This window comes from Bacillus sp. CZDM1, from assembly GCF_055502545.1.
Genome location: NZ_JBUESO010000003.1, coordinates 224294 through 237749 on the forward strand (window position 1 = coordinate 224294; position 13456 = coordinate 237749).

15 protein-coding genes are annotated in these 13456 nt (G+C 39.0%); 14 read left to right on the top strand and 1 reads right to left on the bottom strand.

Translation table 11 applies throughout. The features are described 5' to 3' along the window. Positions 1-35: 35 nt before the first annotated feature. From def to spoVM, 10 genes are all read left to right on the top strand, one after another. The gene (def, locus tag ACY3XC_RS08820; RefSeq protein WP_179160889.1) at positions 36-521 is read left to right on the top strand and encodes a peptide deformylase; all 486 of its coding nucleotides are present in this window, start codon (positions 36-38) and stop codon (positions 519-521) included. Then, complete coding sequence (gene fmt, locus ACY3XC_RS08825; protein WP_464868216.1) at positions 518-1474, top strand: methionyl-tRNA formyltransferase; 957 nt, start codon at positions 518-520, stop codon at positions 1472-1474. Before def ends, fmt begins: the two co-directional genes overlap by 4 nt. Next, complete coding sequence (rsmB, locus tag ACY3XC_RS08830) at positions 1464-2813, top strand: 16S rRNA (cytosine(967)-C(5))-methyltransferase RsmB (protein ID WP_464868217.1); 1350 nt, start codon at positions 1464-1466, stop codon at positions 2811-2813. The genes fmt and rsmB overlap by 11 nt, the downstream gene beginning before the upstream one ends. A 3-nt stretch (positions 2814-2816) precedes the next feature. After that, a complete protein-coding gene (gene rlmN / locus ACY3XC_RS08835; RefSeq protein ID WP_464868218.1) occupies positions 2817-3908 on the top strand; it encodes a dual-specificity RNA methyltransferase RlmN in 1092 nt (363 codons plus the stop codon). A 5-nt stretch (positions 3909-3913) separates the two neighbouring features. Continuing rightward, entirely contained in the window at positions 3914-4666 is a 753-nt protein-coding gene (locus tag ACY3XC_RS08840) for a Stp1/IreP family PP2C-type Ser/Thr phosphatase (protein WP_464868428.1), read from the top strand. Then, entirely contained in the window at positions 4666-6627 is a 1962-nt protein-coding gene (pknB, locus tag ACY3XC_RS08845) for a Stk1 family PASTA domain-containing Ser/Thr kinase (protein ID WP_464868219.1), read from the top strand. Before ACY3XC_RS08840 ends, pknB begins: the two co-directional genes overlap by 1 nt. 18 nt (positions 6628-6645) lie before the next feature. Beyond that, the gene (rsgA, locus tag ACY3XC_RS08850) at positions 6646-7527 is read left to right on the top strand and encodes a ribosome small subunit-dependent GTPase A (protein ID WP_464868220.1); all 882 of its coding nucleotides are present in this window, start codon (positions 6646-6648) and stop codon (positions 7525-7527) included. Positions 7528-7529: 2 nt separating this feature from the next. Beyond that, entirely contained in the window at positions 7530-8174 is a 645-nt protein-coding gene (gene rpe, locus ACY3XC_RS08855; protein WP_464868429.1) for a ribulose-phosphate 3-epimerase, read from the top strand. A gap of 58 nt (positions 8175-8232) precedes the next feature. Then, entirely contained in the window at positions 8233-8880 is a 648-nt protein-coding gene (locus tag ACY3XC_RS08860; protein ID WP_464868221.1) for a thiamine diphosphokinase, read from the top strand. Between the two features lie 94 nt (positions 8881-8974). After that, positions 8975-9058 carry a stage V sporulation protein SpoVM gene (spoVM, locus tag ACY3XC_RS08865; protein ID WP_035445740.1) on the top strand — a complete coding sequence of 28 codons (84 nt, stop codon included), beginning with the start codon at positions 8975-8977 and terminating at the stop codon, positions 9056-9058. A 98-nt stretch (positions 9059-9156) separates the two neighbouring features. Here the strand turns inward: spoVM and rpmB are convergent, their stop codons facing one another. Beyond that, the gene (rpmB, locus tag ACY3XC_RS08870) at positions 9157-9345 is read right to left on the bottom strand and encodes a 50S ribosomal protein L28 (protein ID WP_095247692.1); all 189 of its coding nucleotides are present in this window, start codon (positions 9343-9345) and stop codon (positions 9157-9159) included. Between the two features lie 360 nt (positions 9346-9705). Here rpmB and ACY3XC_RS08875 point away from each other — a divergent pair, with 360 nt between their 5' ends. The 4 genes from ACY3XC_RS08875 to sdaAA all read left to right on the top strand — a co-directional run bounded on the left by ACY3XC_RS08875 (position 9706) and on the right by sdaAA (position 13455). After that, positions 9706-10068 carry an Asp23/Gls24 family envelope stress response protein gene (locus tag ACY3XC_RS08875; protein ID WP_179160882.1) on the top strand — a complete coding sequence of 121 codons (363 nt, stop codon included), beginning with the start codon at positions 9706-9708 and terminating at the stop codon, positions 10066-10068. A 36-nt stretch (positions 10069-10104) separates the two neighbouring features. After that, complete coding sequence (locus ACY3XC_RS08880) at positions 10105-11787, top strand: DAK2 domain-containing protein (RefSeq protein WP_464868222.1); 1683 nt, start codon at positions 10105-10107, stop codon at positions 11785-11787. A gap of 95 nt (positions 11788-11882) precedes the next feature. Further along, positions 11883-12545 carry an L-serine ammonia-lyase, iron-sulfur-dependent subunit beta gene (gene sdaAB, locus ACY3XC_RS08885; protein WP_464868223.1) on the top strand — a complete coding sequence of 221 codons (663 nt, stop codon included), beginning with the start codon at positions 11883-11885 and terminating at the stop codon, positions 12543-12545. A 31-nt stretch (positions 12546-12576) separates the two neighbouring features. Next, positions 12577-13455, top strand: coding sequence for an L-serine ammonia-lyase, iron-sulfur-dependent, subunit alpha (gene sdaAA / locus ACY3XC_RS08890; protein ID WP_464868224.1), 879 nt, complete (start codon positions 12577-12579; stop codon positions 13453-13455). The last annotated feature ends 1 nt before the right edge of the window (position 13456 follow it).

A 13456-nucleotide genomic window follows, 5' to 3' on the forward strand; every position in this document is an offset into this window, starting at 1 on the left:
AATCAGACAACTTCGAAACAGATGGAGGAACACCTTTGGCTATACGAAAGATTGTTATGTACCCTGCAGAGGTACTCGAAAAAAAATGCAGCCCTGTTGTGAAGTTTGACAGAAAGCTAGCTAAATTACTTGACGATATGTACGACACGATGATTGAATACGATGGCGTTGGACTTGCTGCTCCGCAAATTGGAATTGATGAGAGAATTGCCATTGTTGATATTGATAATGAATTAGGAACAATTGAGATGATTAATCCGCAAATCCTAAAAACATCTGGAGAGCAGCATGGTCCAGAAGGATGTTTAAGCTTCCCAGATTTGTTTGGAGAGGTTACAAGACCAAATTACGTGAAATTTGAGGCCTATAATCGCAAAGGAAAAAAGTATACGCTTGAAGCAGAAGAATTTCTCGCTAGAGCGATACTTCATGAAATTGATCATTTGGACGGGATATTATTTACAACGAAGGTTAGCCGATATCTCGAGGAAGATGAGTTAAAAGGAGTAGAAATTGAATGACGAGAATCGTGTTTATGGGTACCCCGGATTTTTCAGTACCCGTCCTGCGTAGAATTATTGAAGATGGGTATGAAGTTATTGGGGTGGTTACCCAGCCCGACAGACCTGTTGGAAGGAAAAAGGTACTAACGCCACCGCCTGTCAAAGTTGAAGCGATAAAGCGTGGAATCCCGATCTATCAACCAGAAAAAATTCGTCAAAAAGAAGAAATGGAACAGATTCTTTCTTTGAATCCTGACCTAATCATTACAGCAGCTTTTGGACAAATATTGCCAAAGGAAATATTATCAGCACCAACACATGGCTGTATTAATGTCCATGCCTCTCTTCTTCCAGAACTTCGGGGCGGGGCACCTATACATTACGCACTGATCCAAGGTAAGAAGAAAACAGGGATAACCATTATGTATATGGTTGAAAAACTGGATGCAGGTGATATTCTAACGCAGGTTGAAGTAGAAATTACTGAGGAAGATAATGTTGGTTCACTTCATACTAAACTTAGTGCTGCAGGGGCTGAATTATTGTCTGAAACACTTCCTAAGCTATTAGGAGGAAAATTAACACCTATACCTCAAAATAATGAAAAAGCGACCTTCGCTTCTAACATAAAAAGGGATCAAGAAAAAATCGACTGGTCCAAAACAGGTGAAGAAATCTATAATCATATTCGCGGATTAAATCCGTGGCCGGTTGCTTTTACAACTTTAGATGGTCAGACATTGAAGATATGGCGCTCTGAAAAGGTAACAGGGGGAAAGAGTGAGGTGCCTGGGACAATCATCCAAAATGATCCTGATGGTATTACAGTATCAACCGGTAATGAAACGTCTATTAGGATAAAAGAGCTGCAGCCCGCTGGTAAAACAAAAATGACAAGTGAAGAGTTTTACAGAGGTGCAGGTTCGAAAATCGTAGTTGGCAAGAGACTAGGAGAATCAAATGACGAATAAAAAGAAAAATGTGCGGGAAGCCGCAATGGATTTACTTGATGCGATTGAAAAGAACCAATCATATAGTAACTTACTGCTAAATACTACCATTGAGAAGAATAATATTTCCTCTCTTGATACAGGGCTGCTGACTGAATTAACGTATGGAACCTTACAAAGAAGGATGGCACTAGACTTCTTCTTAAAGCCCTTTATTAAAAATAGCAAAAAGTTGGAAAAATGGGTGCTTCAGCTGTTAAGAGTTACCCTTTATCAAATGATATACCTTGATAAAATCCCAGATAGAGCAGCAATATTCGAAGCAGTGGAAATTGCCAAAAAGCGAGGCCACAAGGGGATTGCTGGAATGGTAAATGGCGTGCTGCGCAGTATTCAGCGTGAAGGCCTTCCATCTTTGGATGTGGTTAGTGACCCCATTGAAAGATTATCAATCGAAACGAGCCACCCAGAATGGCTCGTTAAGAGATGGGTCAGTCAGTTTGGAATGGAAAGAACAAAAGAAATGTGTGAAGTTAACCTAACGGCACCGCTGCAAACAGCAAGAGTGAATCTTACTAAAACCACCATACGTGAATGTATTGAGGATCTTGATGAAGAAGGCTTTCTAATCGAAAAAAGCCCTATTATTCCTGAAGCTATTCGGGCATTAAAAGGAAATTTAGCCTTTTCAAGGGCATTTAAAAAGGGCATGATAACCATTCAAGACGAAAGTTCAATGCTCGCAGCCTATGCATTAGCTCCTAATGAAAACGAACTGATATTGGATGCTTGCGCTGCTCCTGGCGGTAAAAGTACTCATATTGCAGAAACCATGAAATTAACGGGGGGAGTAATCTCGCTCGATTTGCATGAACATAAAGTAAAATTAATTAATGAAAATGCTAAACGTTTAGGTTTGGGCAATATAAGGACAATCGCAATGGATTCACGAAATGCAGGAGAACATTTTGAAAAGGAATACTTTGATCGAATACTTCTTGATGCCCCATGTTCAGGATTAGGGGTTATGAGAAGGAAACCGGACATGAAATATACCAAAAAAGAACAGGATCTTAATCAATTAAGTTCAATTCAGCAAAATTTATTAAAATCTGTTTCACCTTTAGTCAAAAAAGGTGGAATTCTTGTCTACAGTACGTGTACAGTAGATAAGGAAGAAAATGAAAATACTGTCTCTACATTTTTACAGGAGCATCCTGAATTTGAGGTGGATGTTACCTTAAAAGAAAGAATGCCGGAGGCCATCCAACCATTAGTAAAAGAAGGTTTTTTACAAATCCTTCCTCAGGATTTTGGCTCTGACGGGTTCTTTATCGCATGCTTAAGAAAGAAGGTGTAACAGTTGGAACAATTAAATACAACTGAGAACAATACAACATTGGACATGAAAAAAACGTCAATATATTCCCTGGAGCTTCATGAACTCAAGGAATGGCTGACTAATAATGGTGAAAAGCCTTTCCGGGCAGAACAAATCTATGACTGGCTGTACAAAAAAAGGATTTCTTCTTTTGAAGATATGAATAATTTATCAAAAAGTTTACGTGATAAGCTTTCTGAGAATTTTCAAATCACGACTCTAAAAACCGTTATTAAGCAATCTTCTTCTGACGGGACCATTAAATTTCTGTTTGAACTTCATGATGGATACTCAATTGAGACTGTTTTAATGCGCCATGATTATGGTAATTCAGTCTGTGTAACAACCCAGGTTGGCTGTAGGATTGGCTGTACCTTCTGTGCTTCAACACTTGGCGGGCTTAAGCGTCATTTAGAAGCAGGGGAGATTGTTGCTCAGGTCGTAACCGTACAGCAGGCTCTTGACGAAACAGATGAGCGTGTCAGCTCGGTTGTCATAATGGGAATTGGAGAACCTTTTGACAATTATGATAATATGATGGCGTTTCTAAAAATCATCAATCATGATAAAGCATTGATGATTGGTGCTCGCCATATAACCGTATCCACTAGCGGTATTGTTCCGAAGATTTATCAATTTGCTGATGAGAATATGCAGATTAATTTTGCGATTTCACTACATGCGCCTAACACTGAATTACGATCTCGGTTAATGCCAATCAACAGGGCATATAAACTTGATGACTTAATGAAATCCGTAAGGTATTATATCGATAAGACGGGGCGTAGAATTAGCTTTGAATATGGCCTTTTTGGCGGTGTGAATGATTCTGTTGAACATGCGGAGGAATTAGCTGACCTGTTGAAGGGGTTAAAATGCCATGTTAATTTAATTCCTGTTAATTATGTTCCCGAGCGGGACTATGTACGTACCCCGAAGGATAAAATTTTTGCATTCGAAAAAACACTCAAAAATCGTGGAATAAATGTAACGATTCGGAGGGAGCAAGGTCACGACATTGACGCAGCATGTGGACAACTTCGTGCAAAGGAGCGGAAAGAGGAGACGAGGTGAACGGATTGAAGGCAGTATTTATGACTGACCAAGGCAAGGTCAGGCAACATAACGAAGATGCTGGTGGAATATTTGTAAATAAGGACGGTAACCGCCTAGCCATTGTCGCAGATGGTATGGGGGGTCACCGTGCTGGTGACGTTGCCAGCGAAATGACGATCTCTCAGTTGAAAAACGAATGGGAGGGTTCAGAAGGTATATCGACTGCTGGTGATGCAGAAAGTTGGTTAAGAGACCAAATTACAAGTGTAAATAGCCTGCTTTTTAATCATGCAATGAACAACTTAGAATGCGATGGTATGGGTACTACTGTTGTGGCGGCAATTAGTACCAATCGGTTTGTGACAATTGCAAACATAGGTGACAGCAGATGTTATTTATTTAATGAGAGCGGTTTTAAACAGGTTACCCAAGACCATTCACTAGTAAATGAGCTTGTTCGAACAGGTCAAATATCGCGGGAGGACGCAGAGCATCATCCCCGTAAAAATGTACTTTTACGTGCACTTGGTACTGAAAAAGCAGTAGAAATGGATGTTAAAACCATTATTTTTGAAGAAGGGGATATCCTTTTATTATGTTCTGATGGTCTCTCCAATAAAGTAAATGAAAAAGATATGAGTGCTATTCTGACTAATGAAGACCCTTTGGAGCATAAAGCGGGTACCCTTATTTCTCTTGCAAATGAGAATGGTGGAGAAGATAACATTACACTTGCAATTGTAGAGTTTGCTGATTTCAGCGAGGGTGATGCATAATGTTGATTGGAAAACGATTAAGTGGCCGCTATAAAGTATTAGAAATGATTGGCGGAGGCGGGATGGCGAATGTGTATTTAGCACACGACATGATTCTTGATCGTGATGTGGCTGTCAAAATGCTGCGCCTTGATTTTGCTAATGATGAAGAATTTATACGCCGGTTCCGTAGAGAAGCACAATCTGCTACAAGTTTAGCTCATCCTAATATCGTAAGTATCTATGATGTTGGAGAAGAAAATGACCTTTATTATATTGTAATGGAATATGTCGAAGGTCAAACCTTAAAACAATACATACAACAGAGTTCACCCTTACAGGTTGAAGATACAATTGAAATCATGAAACAGCTGACTTCTGCCATTTCACATGCGCACCAAAATCACATCATTCATAGGGATATTAAACCTCAAAATATTCTCGTTGACCGTTTTGGAAATGTAAAAATAACTGATTTTGGCATAGCTATGGCGCTAAGTGCAACAAGTATTACCCAGACGAATTCAGTTCTGGGGTCCGTTCACTATTTATCACCTGAACAAGCACGCGGAGGAATGGCAAATAAAAAGTCAGATATTTATTCACTTGGAATCGTCATGTTTGAATTATTAACAGGCAGACTTCCCTTTTCAGGCGAATCTGCTGTTTCTATTGCCTTAAAGCATTTGCAATCGGAAACCCCATCCGTAAGAAGGTGGAACCCGAACATTCCACAGAGTGTTGAAAATATCGTATTGAAGGCAACGGCTAAGGATTCTTTTCATCGATATAACAATGTAGATGAAGTGGAAGAAGATTTAAGGACAGCACTCGATTCAGAGAGAGTAAATGAACAGAAATTTGTCATCCCAGATGATGATGAAGCGACAAAAGCAATACCGGTGATTACGAATGATCGTCCTTTGCAAAATCTTGGTGAAACAATGGTACATAGTCAGGATAAAAACAAAGGAAAAGATGTTGATTCAAAAGGAAAAGAAAAGAAAAAACGCAAAAAGTGGCCTATTATATTAATTTCAAGCTTTTTATTGTTAGTATTGTTGGGAATATTCACGATTACAGTCTTACCAGACTTATTATCTCCTAAAGATGTAAGTATACCTGATATCAGCGGGATGGAATTAGAAGATGCAATAGCCAAATTGGAAGCAACAGGTCTTAAGGCTGGCGAGCAAGAAAATATACCTGATGATGAAATTGAAGAGGGGCAAGTCATCAAAACAAGTCCTGAAGCGGAAAGTACGGTAAAAGAAAATACATCAGTCAAGATATTTGTAAGTACTGGTAAGGAAAAAATAAAACTAGAAGATTATATTGAAAAAAACTATGAGGAAGTAAGCCGTTTATTAGAGGATCTAAACTTTAAGGATATTGATATTACTGAAGTTTTTGATGATAGTGAGGCTGGTACAATTCTTAGCCAAGAGCCAGAAGGCGGTCAAGAAATAATACCTGATGAAACTACATTAAGATTAGAAGTAAGTAAGGGTCCTGAACCGATTGTCTTACGAGACTTAACACAATACAGTACAAAGGGTGCGCAGGAATATTTAGATTCTGTTGGACTTAAATTTGAAATTTCAGAAGAAAAGTTTGATGATTTGATTCCTAAGGGCAGCATTATTTCGCAATCACCTCTGCCTAATACGGAAATGAGTATGGGTGACAAGGTTTCTGTTGTTATTTCAAAAGGCAAGGAAGATAAACCGCCTAAAGATGTCACTATAGATATAACCATTGATTACAATCCTATAGTACCAGGGGAAAAACAGAGAGTTCTAATTTATATTGAGGATATGAACCATAGTATGACCGAGCCTGCGGATGACTTTGAAATTACTTCTACAACAAGAGTCCCAATCACATTGAAAATTCCATTCAATGGTAAAGGCGGTTACAGAGTCCAGCTTGATGATAGGGTTATTGCGCAAGAAACGGTGAATTATCAAGACTTAGAATAAACTTCAAGGAGTGTGGCTATGCCTGAAGGGAAAATTGTAAAAGCATTAAGTGGGTTTTATTATGTACTGCATGATGGTGAAATGATTCAGTGCCGCGGAAGAGGTGTTTTTCGGAAAAACAAGATTACACCACTTGTTGGCGATGAAGTGGTTTTTCAAGCCGAAAATGTTCGTGAAGGTTATATTATGGAAGTAAAGGAAAGGAAGAATGAACTTGTACGTCCGCCGATTGCGAACGTCGACCAAGCCATTCTTGTTTTTTCCGCTGTTGAACCGGACTTTAGTACCATGCTTCTTGATCGCTTTCTTGTACTAGTTGAATATAATCATATTCAACCACTTATATGTATTACAAAAATGGATTTAACCAATGAGAAGGAAAAGCAGGCCATTACCGAATACGCTAATCAATACAGAAAAATGGGGTATGAAGTATTACTTACTTCATCTGAAACAGAAGCAGGGATTGAAGCGTTAAACCCGCATGTCGAAGATAAAATATCAGTGTTTGCCGGTCAATCAGGGGTGGGAAAGTCATCTCTATTAAATGTGCTGAGACCTGACCTTGAACTAAAAACAAATGATATTTCCTCACATTTGGGCAGAGGGAAACATACTACACGACATGTTGAATTAATTAGTGTGGGTAATGGTCTAATAGCTGACACACCGGGATTTAGTTCATTGGAATTCACTACGATTGAGGCAGAAGAGCTTACGTCTTGCTTTCCGGAAATAGCACGAGAAAGCGAAAATTGTAAATTTAGAGCATGTTTACATATTAGTGAGCCGAAATGTGCAGTGAAAGCTGCGGTTGAAACCCAGACGATTACTCAATATCGCTATCAACATTATGTTGATTTCCTCCAAGAAATAAAAGATAGAAAGCCGAGGTATTAATGATGGTGAAAATTGCACCTTCCATCCTTTCAGCTGATTTCGCCAGATTAGGTGAAGAAATAGTCGCGGTTGAAAAGGCAGGAGCTGACTATATCCATATCGATGTTATGGATGGTCATTTTGTTCCAAATATTACAATAGGGCCATTAATTGTGGACGCTATTCGTCCGGTTACAAAGCTTCCGCTAGATGTTCATCTTATGATTGAAAACCCTGACCAATATATTGAAAATTTTGCTAAGGCAGGAGCAGATTACATTACAGTCCATGTCGAAGCTTGCCGACACCTTCATCGGACAATTCACCATATTAAATCTTTTGGAATAAAAGCAGGAGTAGTCTTGAATCCAGCTACTCCAGTTGAGTCTATTCAGCATATTTTGGCAGATATTGATATGGTGTTGTTAATGTCCGTAAATCCTGGTTTTGGCGGACAAAAGTTCATACCTGAAGTCCTTCCTAAAATTAGGAAGGTTAAGGAAATGGCGGACTCAATAGGGAAAGAGCTTGAGATAGAAATTGACGGCGGGGTAAATCCTGAAACTGCAAAACTATGTATGGAGGCTGGGGCAAATGTACTAGTCGCCGGATCAGCTATTTATAATCAAGAGGACTACGCAGCTGCCATATCGTTAATAAGAGGTTAAACAGTACAAAGCCGGCTATATTGCTGGCTTTTTTTGCAGTAAAAAGGGGGTAATTAGAGTGAATATTAATATCTTAGCTGGGGGACCTAATGAACTTCTGCCTAATCTTAATGAATATTTAGGTGAAAATGAGGTTTGGATTGGTGTCGATCGAGGGGTTTACAGCCTAATAAATATGGATATTACCCCGAAAATCGCTTTTGGGGACTTTGATTCTGTATCCATTGAAGAATATAGGGTTATCGAAAGACATGTAAAGAAAATGAAAAGGTACAAGCCTGAAAAAAATGAAACAGATATGGAGCTCGCTTTGAATTGGGCAATAAAACAAGATCCTGATTTGATTCGAATCTTTGGTGCAAGCGGTGGCAGATTGGACCATTTCTTAGCGAATGTCCAATTATTAATCAAGCCTTTATTGGAAAACAATCATGTCAAAATTTTTCTAATCGATAATCAAAATATCCTATCATTAAAAGGTCCCGGCAGTTATAAAATGAGTAAGAGGGCAGATAAAAAGTATGTTTCTTTTGTTCCTCTAACCCTTAACGTGAAAGGGCTCACTCTTGAAGGATTTAAGTATCCATTAAAAGATCGTCATATTACCATCGGCTCAACATTATGTATTAGCAATGAACTTATTAGTGATAATGGTACTTTTTCATTTTCAGAAGGCATATTATTAGTGATAAGAAGTAATGATTAATACGATTTAAGAGGTACTGATTTCGTCCGTATGAATAAAATAGTAAAGGCGTACGAGAGAAGTTTAGATGTGTGAGATTGTGAGGAGGGACATAATGAAGTTTTATACAATTAAACTGCCAAAGTTTTTAGGTGGACTTGTCCGAGCGATGATTGGTGCATTTAAAAAGAATGAATAGAAGAATGTCTAAGCACCTATTTATGGGTGCTTTTTTATTTTGAGGGATAGATGGGTAAGATAGTAAGAAAGGGCACCCTTATAGGATGCCCTCACATATTATACGCGTTCCACTTTACCAGATCTTAACGCTCTTGTAGAAACCCAAACACGTTTAGGCTTTCCATCAACAAGAATACGTACTTTTTGTAGGTTAGCACCCCATGTACGCTTGTTAGCGTTCATAGCGTGTGAACGTGTATTACCAGATGTTGTTTTTCTTCCAGTTACAACACATTTACGTGGCATAATGATTCCCTCCTTATTACCAAAAAGCTTTATACAGCATTTACGTTATTGTCTAAAGATACTTTAATAATTTATCATACAACCTGTTTGAATGCAATAGTGATTGTTAAACGTTTCAAGAAAAATACCTTGACATGCATGTTTACTGATTATGTAGTCAATAAGAATAAAGTATCGCTTTCAAATTTTTCTTGACTATAGTAAAATGACTTTAGTCAAGGTAGTGTCCTAAATTTGTTGTTAAAATCTTAAAGCCGATTTTAACGCGAAAATAGTTAATTTGCACTTTTGAATTAAGTATGCAAGCTCTTTTTTAAAGAGCCTTAGTCAAGGAGCAATTTCCAAAAGGGGGAACGATTCATGTCCATCGAATTAAAAACTAAGTACGGACAGATTGATATTTCAAATGAAGTAATCGCAACCATCGCTGGAGGTGCCGCTATCGATTGTTATGGAATTGTCGGTATGGCATCAAAGAGTCAAATAAAAGACGGTCTTACAGAAATTTTAAGAAGAGAAAATTTTACTCGTGGAGTTATTGTTCGCCAAGAGAATGAAGAAGTACATATTGATATGTATATAATTGTCAGCTATGGAACAAAGATTTCCGAGGTTGCTCATAACGTGCAATCAAAGGTGAAATACACACTTGATAAGACCGTTGGACTTGCCGTTGACTCGGTAAATATTTACGTTCAGGGAGTTCGTGTAACGAACCCTTAAGTGGTGTAACGAACCGCAAGTAGAGGAGGAAAGTTTGTGTCTATTACAGCTTTAGATGGAAAACGTTTTGCAGAGATGGTGATTCAAGGTGCGAATCATTTAGGAGCCAACGCAAAAATGGTTGATGCATTAAACGTTTTTCCTGTGCCCGATGGTGATACTGGAACGAATATGAATTTATCAATGACCTCAGGGGCAAAGGAAGTTAAAAATAATGTACAGGAACATATTGGAAAAGTTGGAGTAGCTTTATCAAAGGGTTTACTTATGGGTGCTAGAGGTAACTCCGGGGTAATCCTTTCCCAATTATTCCGTGGATTCTCTAAAGCAATTGAAACAAAAGCAGCAATCACTGGAAAAGAATTCGCAGCGGCTTTGGAGTCGGGTGTCGAAACTGCCTATAAAGCAGTAATGAAGCCAGTGGAGGGTACGATTTTAACGGTGGCAAAGGATTCAGCAAAAAGAGGTGTTCTTGCTTCCCAAAAATCTAACGATATTACCGAGATTATGGAAGAAGTTTTAATAGAGGCAAAAGCATCACTTAAACGCACACCTGACCTGCTTCCTGTTTTAAAGGAAGTTGGAGTAGTTGACAGTGGCGGGCAAGGGCTTGTATTTGTTTATGAAGGATTCCTTGCTGAATTAAAAGGCGAGCAGCTTCCGGATTCACCGGAAAACTATCCTTCGATGGATGAAATGGTCAGTGCAGAACATCATAAAAGTGTCCAAAGTCATATGAATACAGAAGATATAGTATTCGGCTATTGTACAGAATTTATGGTGAAGTTTGAAGAGGCAAAACTGACAAAGCATCCTTTTGACGAACAGGTTTACCGGAATGATCTAAGTAAGCTTGGAGATTCCTTACTTGTTATTGCGGATGAAGAGGTTGTCAAGGTACATATTCATTCTGAACAGCCGGGTGATTGTCTAAGCTATGGACAAAAGTACGGAAGCTTAATCAATATCAAAATTGAAAACATGAGGCAGCAGCATTCCAATATTGTTGGAGAAATGCACACACCTTTAGTTTCTGATAAACCAAAAGTACCAAAAGAACAGCAGGAGTATGGAATTGTAACCGTATCAATGGGTTCCGGAATAGCTGAGTTATTTAAGAGTATCGGGGCACATGCAGTAATTGAAGGCGGACAAACAATGAATCCGAGTACAGAAGATATTGTTAAGGCCGTTAAAGAAGTGAATGCGAAAAAGGTATTTATTCTTCCGAATAATAAAAATATCATTATGGCTGCTCAGCAAGCTGCTGATGTATCAGATGAAGAAATTTATGTAATTCCGTCTAAAACAGTTCCACAAGGTCTTTCAGCCCTTTTAGCATTTAATCCAGCAGGAGATGTTAAAACAAATGAAGCATCGATGACGGAAGCAATGCAGCATGTTAAGACAGGTCAAATTACTTTTGCAGTTCGCGATACGCAAATCGATGGATTAGAAATTGAGAAAGATGATTTCATGGGAATTGCCGAAAGCAAAATAGTTGTAAAAAACAAAGATAAAGGCAGAGTTGCGCAAGAGTTGCTTTCTAAGATGGTGGATGAGGATTCGGAAATATTAACCATCATCTATGGTGAAGACGTTACCGAGGATGAGGTAAATGACCTTGTAACCTTTGCCGGCGAGCATTTCGAGGATGTTGAAGTTGAACTTCATAATGGAAAACAACCATTATATTCATTTATCTTTGCAATTGAATAAGTGATAAAATAGAAGGGGTAATAACCCTTCTTTTTTCTGTGTTATAAATATAGGTGGATACCAAAGAGATTTATTTGTCCTAGGGGGAGAAACGAATGAAATACAGAAGTGTGTTTGACATAATCGGACCTGTAATGATTGGACCATCCAGCTCACATACAGCTGGGGCTGCCAGGATTGGCAGAGTCGCTAGGAGTTTATTTGGCAGGGAGCCAAAATGGGCAAATATTTCTTTATATGGCTCATTTGCTAAAACGTATAAAGGACATGGGACAGATGTAGCGATTATTGGTGGTTTATTAGATTTTGATACCGATGACGTAAGAATCATAAATGCAATAGATATAGCGAACGAACGGGGTATCAAACTCCGATTTATAGAAGAAGACGCGATTACTGACCACCCTAATACCGCTAGAGTGATTATTGGCGATGATAAAGGCGAATTAGAGCTAGTTGGAATTTCAATTGGCGGCGGAAAAATTGAAGTGACAGAGTTAAATGGTTTTGAACTTAAATTATCTGGAAACCATCCAGCCATTTTAGTGGTCCATAATGATCGTTTTGGCGCAATTGCTAGTGTATCAAATATACTGGCAAAATACGAAATCAATATTGGGCATATGGAAGTTGCAAGAAAAGAAGCTGGAAAGCTTGCACTGATGACCATTGAAGTTGACCAAAACATCGAAAATAAAATCCTTCATGAGCTAGAACTACTGCCCAATATTCTAAAAGTTACTAAGATAGTGGATTAAACATACCAGATAACAACGAGGGGGATGGCATATGTTTCGAAACGTTGCTGAGTTAGTAGAGCTTGCAATTAGCAAAAATAAAAAAATCTCAGAAATTATGATTGAGCAAGAAATGGATGTCACCGGACGCAGCCGGGAAGAAGTACTTTCTTTTATGGATAGAAATTTAAGAGTCATGGAGGAAGCGGTTGAACGGGGAATTAAAGGAGTAAAATCTCACTCTGGTCTAACAGGAGGGGATGCTGTTCTTCTACAAAAATATATTGAAAAAGGTAACTTCTTATCAGGTAAAACTGTTCTTGATGCCGTAAGTAAAGCTGTAGCGACGAACGAAGTCAATGCCGCGATGGGAACAATATGCGCTACACCAACTGCAGGTTCTGCAGGAGTTGTGCCTGGAACATTATTTGCTGTGAAAGAAAAACTAAATCCTACTAGAGAGGAAATGGTTGCATTTCTTTTCACGGCGGGAGCTTTTGGCTTTGTCGTTGCTAATAATGCTTCGATTTCAGGTGCAGCCGGCGGCTGTCAGGCGGAAGTTGGTTCAGCTTCAGGAATGGCTGCGGCAGCTATTGTTGAAATGGCAGGCGGTTCACCAGAGCAATGTGCAGAAGCAATGGCGATTACACTAAAGAATATGCTTGGGCTGGTATGTGATCCTGTCGCCGGTTTGGTAGAAGTACCGTGTGTAAAAAGAAATGCAATGGGAGCCGCAAATGCGATGTTGGCAGCAGATATGGCATTAGCGGGTATTACTAGCAGGATCCCATGTGATGAAGTCATTGATGCCATGTATAAAATAGGACTAACGATGCCGACAGCTTTAAAAGAAACTGCACAGGGAGGGTTGGCGGCAACTCCGACAGGTCGTGAACTCGAAGCCAAGATCTTCGGTATTCCGCGCGTCTAAA

Excerpts from the sequence above, each read along its gene's own strand:
- fmt (WP_464868216.1), top strand. The coding sequence starts at position 518 with ATGACGAGAATCGTGTTTATGGGTACCCCGGATTTTTCAGTACCCGTC.
- rsmB (WP_464868217.1), top strand. The coding sequence starts at position 1,464 with ATGACGAATAAAAAGAAAAATGTGCGGGAAGCCGCAATGGATTTACTT.
- pknB (WP_464868219.1), top strand. The coding sequence starts at position 4,666 with ATGTTGATTGGAAAACGATTAAGTGGCCGCTATAAAGTATTAGAAATG.
- rsgA (WP_464868220.1), top strand. The coding sequence starts at position 6,646 with ATGCCTGAAGGGAAAATTGTAAAAGCATTAAGTGGGTTTTATTATGTA.
- rpe (WP_464868429.1), top strand. The coding sequence starts at position 7,530 with ATGGTGAAAATTGCACCTTCCATCCTTTCAGCTGATTTCGCCAGATTA.
- spoVM (WP_035445740.1), top strand. The coding sequence starts at position 8,975 with ATGAAGTTTTATACAATTAAACTGCCAAAGTTTTTAGGTGGACTTGTC.
- rpmB (WP_095247692.1), bottom strand. The coding sequence starts at position 9,345 with ATGCCACGTAAATGTGTTGTAACTGGAAGAAAAACAACATCTGGTAAT.
- ACY3XC_RS08875 (WP_179160882.1), top strand. The coding sequence starts at position 9,706 with ATGTCCATCGAATTAAAAACTAAGTACGGACAGATTGATATTTCAAAT.
- sdaAB (WP_464868223.1), top strand. The coding sequence starts at position 11,883 with ATGAAATACAGAAGTGTGTTTGACATAATCGGACCTGTAATGATTGGA.
- sdaAA (WP_464868224.1), top strand. The coding sequence starts at position 12,577 with ATGTTTCGAAACGTTGCTGAGTTAGTAGAGCTTGCAATTAGCAAAAAT.